2 protein-coding genes are annotated in these 5,842 nt (G+C 70.4%); both read left to right on the plus strand.

The window, feature by feature from the left end; all coding sequences use genetic code 11:
- Nucleotides 1–8: 8 nt before the first annotated feature.
- The gene (locus ETD96_RS40105; protein ID WP_274704685.1) at nt 9–3,731 is read left to right on the plus strand and encodes a type I polyketide synthase; all 3,723 of its coding nucleotides are present in this window, start codon (nt 9–11) and stop codon (nt 3,729–3,731) included.
- A 19-nt stretch (nt 3,732–3,750) separates the two neighbouring features.
- On the plus strand, nt 3,751–5,842 hold a 2,092-nt coding region (locus tag ETD96_RS40110; RefSeq protein WP_138641712.1), incomplete at its 3' end, for a type I polyketide synthase.

A 5,842-nucleotide genomic window follows, 5' to 3' on the forward strand; every position in this document is an offset into this window, starting at 1 on the left:
ATACTCGGGTGCATTTCGGATACCGCGCCGCCGTAGTCGGACGCTCCCGCGACGAACTCCTCTCCGGGCTCACCACACTGACTCCCACCCGCACCCAGCCCGGAAAGCTCGCGGTTCTGTTCACCGGACAGGGGAGCCAACGCCCAGGCATGGGACGCGACCTCTACGAGACCTTCCCCGTCTTCGGGGACGCTCTCGATGAGGCCATGCAGTACCTGCCCGATGGTCTGAAAGAGTTGATGTTCAGCGACAGCGCCGACCTACACCAGACCGGGAACGCCCAACCGGCTCTGTTCGCGTTCGAGACCGCGTTGTACCGGCTCTACGAGCACTGGGGCCTGCGGCCCGACCACCTCGCCGGACACTCCATCGGCGAGATCACCGCCGCCCACATCGCCGGCACCCTCACCCTCCCCGACGCCGCCCACCTGGTCACCGTCCGCGGCCACCTCATGCAGCAACTCCCCGCCACCGGCGCCATGATCGCCATCCAAGCGACCGCCCAAGAACTCCAGCCGCATCTGACCGACCAACTCAGCATCGCCGCCATCAACACCCCACGCTCCCTGGTCATCTCCGGCGACCACCACCAAGCCCACACCGTCGCCGCACACTTCACCAACCAAGGCCGCAAAACCAAAACCCTCAACGTCAGCCACGCCTTCCACTCCCCACACATGAACCCAATCCTGGAGGAGTTCCGGGAGGCCGCCGAGCAAATCACCTACCACCCGCCGCAAATTCCGATCACCACGACCAACCCCGGAGACATCACCACACCTGATTACTGGACCAACCACATCCGCAACACCGTCGACTACCACCACGCCATCACGACCCTCCACCAGCAGCACCAGATCGCCCATTACCTCGAAATCGGACCCGACAACACCCTCACCACACTCACCCAAAACAGCAACCTCACAAACCCCGAACCCTCCTACACCGCCACACAAAAGCCCAGCAGCGACGAAGTCCACGCAGCCGTCACAGCGCTAGCCGAACTCCACACCCACGGCCATTCGCCCAACTGGGACTCCGTCCTCAACGGCACACCCACCGACCTGCCCACCTACCCCTTCCAGCACCAGCCCTACTGGCTCAACCCCGCACAGGGCACCGACATCTCAGCCGCCGGGCTCGACACCGCCGACCACCCCTTCCTCCACGCGCAGACCGCGCTCCCCGACGGCGGGCACCTCTTCACCGGGCGCATCACCACCCAGGAACACCCCTGGCTCGGCGACCACACCATCCAGGACCACATACTCGTTCCGGCGACCGCGCTCCTCGACCTCGTTCTCCACGCCGCGAACACCACCGGCACGCCCCACGTCCACGACCTCACCCTCCACACCCCGCTCTCCCTCCACCACGACCACGGCACCCAACTCCAGGTCGCCATCGGGGCAGAGGACGAGCACGGGCATCGGACGATCACGGTCCAGTCGCGCACGGAGAACGGCGACTGGACGCGCCACGCCGACGGTGTGCTCGCGCAAACCGCGGACGAGCCCCGGGAGGCGCCCGCGGCGCCGCGCCCCGAAGAGGCCGCCCGTGTGGACGTCGACGACCTCTACGAGCGCTTCGCCGACGCGGGGATGGTCTACGGCCCGTCCTTCCAGGGCCTCCAGAAAGCCTGGCGGGACGAAGACGCCGTCATCGCCGAGATCGGGCTTCCCGACGAGTTGGAGGGCGGCGCGTTCGGCGTCCACCCGGCGCTGCTCGACGCGGCGCTGCACGGAATCGCGCTCCTGAGCGACGAGGGCGGGGCACGGCTGCCGTTCGCCTGGCAGGGCGTCACCTTCTACGCCGCGCCCACCACGACGACGTTGCTGGCGCGGCTGTCCCGGACCGGGAACGACACCGTGTCCCTTGAGCTGACCGATGCGTCCGGGGCGCCGGTACTGACGGCGGAGTCGCTCACCGTCCGCGCCGTCCGGTCCGAGCAGCTCGCGCCCACCGGAGCCCTGTTCGAGCTCGGCTGGACGCCGCTCGCCACCGCCGCGACCGCAGACGCCGGCGAGCCAGAGCCGGCCGTGTTCGCTTACCGGACGCCCGAAGGCGCCGACCCGGTGGCGGCCGTCCACACCGCAGTCGCGGACACGCTGGAGCAGGTGCGGGAGTTCCTGGCCGGGGACGCCACGGGACGCCTCGCGGTCGTGACCAGGGGCGCCGTCGCGATCGGCTCTCGGGAGGACGTCACCGACCTGCCGGGCGCAGCCGTCTGGGGCCTGGTCAGGTCGGCCCAGGGAGAGGCTCCGGAACGGCTGGTCCTGATCGACGCCCCCGACGACCTCGCACCGGAACTGGTCCGGGCGGTCGCCGCGTCCGGGGAGCCGCAGGTGGCCGTCCGGGACGGGCGCCTTTACGTCCCGAGGCTGGGTCGCGCGTCCGCGCCCGGCGCGGACGACGCGGTCACGCTGGACGCGGACGGCACGGTCCTGATCACCGGCGGCACCGGCACCCTCGGCGCCCTCGCCGCCCGCCACCTCATCACCCACCACGGCGTCCGGAAGCTCATCCTCGTCAGCCGCCGAGGTCCTGGCGCCCCCGGCGCGAACGAACTCGCCACCGAACTCACCAACCTCGGCGCGGAGGTCACCATCACCGCCTGCGACCTGACCGACCGGACCGCCCTGGCCGACCTCCTCGACGCCACCCCCGACCTGACGGCCGTCATCCACACCGCCGGCGCCATCGACGACGCAACCATCGCCAACCTCACGCCGGAGCGCCTCGACACCGTCCTGCGCCCCAAAGTCGACGCCGCCTGGAACCTGCACGAACTCACCCAGAACCGCGACCTATCAGCCTTCGTCCTGTACTCCTCCGCCGCCGGAACCCTCGGCAACCCGGGGCAGGGCAACTACGCCGCCGCCAACACCTACCTCGACGCCCTAGCCCACCACCGCCGTACGCAAGGGCTTCCCGCCATCTCCCTCGCGTGGGGCCTTTGGGAGGACTCAAGCGGGATCACGCAGGCTCTTAACGAAGCCGATCACGCACGACTCACCCGCAGCGGACTCACTCCGCTCTCCAGCGAGGAAGGGCTCGCCCTGCTCGACATGGCGCTCCAGACGAAGGACCGGGCACTGCTCGTCCCGGCCAGGCTCGACACGGCCGCGCTGCGCGCGGTGGCGGCGGCGGGGATGCTGCCGCCCCCGCTGCGCGGCCTGGTCCGCGAGCCGGCCCGCCGGGGCGCGGTGGCACGGGACACGCTGGTCCGGCGGCTGACCGGCCGGGACGGCGCCGATCAGGAGCGGATGCTGCTGGAGTTCCTGCGCGAGCAGATCAGCACGGTGCTCGGGTACGCCGACCCCGGCGAGGTGGAGGCGGAGCGGGGCCTGCTCGACCTCGGCTTCGACTCCCTCACCGCCGTGGAGTTCCGCAACCGGCTCAACGCCGCGACGGGCCTGCGGCTGCCGCCCACCGTCGCCTTCGACTACCCGACGCCGCTGGCGCTGGCCCGCTACCTGCACGGCGAGCTGGGGGTCGCCGGCGGGGACGGCGCCGCGCAGGACGAAGAGCTGCGCCGCGCGATCGCCGCGATCCCGCTGGAGCGGCTCCGCGAGGCCGGGCTGATGGAGGTGCTGACGCGGCTGGCCGGGCTCACCGCGACCGCGACCGCTGCGGAACCGGCGGACGCCGGCGCCGACCAGGCGACGGCCATCGCGGAGGCCGGCGCGGCCGACCTGATCGAGATCGCGCTGGCCAACACCGACACGTGACGCACACCGGGGATTCCTGATGCCTGCTGAAGAGAAACTCGTCGAGGCGCTGCGCGCGTCCCTGCTGGAGAACGAGCGGCTGCGCAAGCAGAACCAGCGCCTCTCCGAGGCGTCGCGGGAGCCGGTCGCGATCGTGGGGATGGCGTGCCGCTACCCCGGCGGCGTCACCACACCCGAGGACCTGTGGCGCCTGGTCGCCGACGGCACCGACGCCATCACCGACTTCCCCACCCAACGCGGCTGGAACACCGACCACCTCTACAACCCCGACCCCGACCACACCGGCACCACCTACACCCGCCACGGCGGATTCCTCCACAACGCCGACCACTTCGACCCCGCCTTCTTCGGCATCAGCCCCCGCGAAGCACTCGCCATCGACCCCCAACAACGACTCCTCCTGGAGACCGCCTGGGAGGCCGTCGAAGGGGCCGGTATCGTCCCGGACGGCCTGCGCGGCAGCCGGACCGGCGTGTTCAGCGGCATCATGTACGGCGACTACGCGGGACGGATGATCGAACGGGTCCCCGCGGAGTTCGAGGGGTTCATCGGCACGGGCAGCTCCTACAGCGTCGCGTCCGGACGGGTCGCGTACACGTTCGGCTTCGAGGGGCCCGCCGTGAGCATCGACACGGCGTGCTCGTCGTCGCTCGTGGCCGTCCACCAGGCGTGCCGGGCGCTGCGCTCCGACGAGTGCGACCTGGCCCTCGCGGGCGGCGTCACGGTGATGGCGACGCCGAGCCTGTTCGTCGAGTTCAGCCGGCAGCGCGGCCTCTCACCTGACGGCCGCTGCAAGGCGTTCGCGGCCGGTGCCGACGGGGTCGGCTGGGGCGAGGGCGTCGGGCTGCTGGTGCTGGAGCGGCTGTCGGACGCGGAGGCCAACGGCCATCAGGTCCTCGGGATCGTCCGGGGCTCGGCGGTCAACCAGGACGGGGCCAGCAGCCAGCTGACCGCGCCGAACGGGCCGTCGCAGCAGCGCGTCATCCGCGCGGCGTTGGCCGACGCGCGCCTCACCCCTGACGAGATCGACGCCGTCGAAGCCCACGGGACGGGCACAACACTCGGTGACCCGATCGAGGCGCAAGCGCTGCTGGCCACCTACGGGCAGAACCGCGACGGTGCGGCACCGCTGTGGCTGGGGTCGGTCAAGTCGAACATCGGGCACACGCAGGCCGCCGCAGGTATCGCCGGGATCATCAAGATGGTCATGGCGATGCAGGAGGGCGTCCTGCCCAAGACCCTGCACGTGGACGAGCCAACACCCCATGTCGACTGGGAAACCGGCGCGGTCTCCCTCCTCACCGAGACGACCGCCTGGCCCGACACCGGACGGCCTCGCCGCGCCGGGGTGTCGTCGTTCGGGATCAGCGGCACCAACGCCCACATCATCCTCGAAGCCGCCCCTGAAAAGGCCATTGTCGAACGGCAGGAAAACCCCGAGCCGCGTCCCGTGGCATGGGTTCTTTCAGGAAAGAGCGAGCAGGCCGTTCGCGACCAGGCCGCGCGTCTGGCGGAGCACATTCCGGATGATGCCGATCCCGCCGAGATAGCTCACGCATTGGCGACCACGCGCACGCATTTCCCGCACAGGGCCGCAGTGGTCGCTTCCCGACCCGAAGAATTCCGCGAAGGGCTCGACGCGTTGCGCCGGGGAGAGCCAAGCTCGCTCGTGGTGCAGGGTGTGGCGAATAGCAGTCAACCCAAGGTCGTGTTCATTTTTCCGGGGCAGGGGTCGCAATGGCCCGGCATGGCCGTCGACCTCCTGGACGCCGAACCCGCGTTCGCCGAGCACATGGACGCCTGCAACCAAGCACTGAAACCCCACACCGGAACCGACCTCATCCACACCCTCACCACCCTGGACCCCACCCACCAACCACCCCACATCATCCAACCCCTCCTATTCGCCATCACCACCAGCCTCGCCCACCTCTGGAAAACACACGGCATCCACCCCCACGCCGTCATCGGACACTCCCAAGGCGAAATCGCCGCCGCCTACACCGCCGGAGCACTCACCCTCACCGACGCCGCCACCATCATCACCACCCGCGCCCACGCCCTCACCACCCTCGCCGGCACCGGCGCCATGGCCGCCATCCCCCTCCCCC

This window comes from Actinomadura geliboluensis (genome assembly GCF_005889745.1).
Lineage (GTDB): Bacteria > Actinomycetota > Actinomycetes > Streptosporangiales > Streptosporangiaceae > Spirillospora > Spirillospora geliboluensis.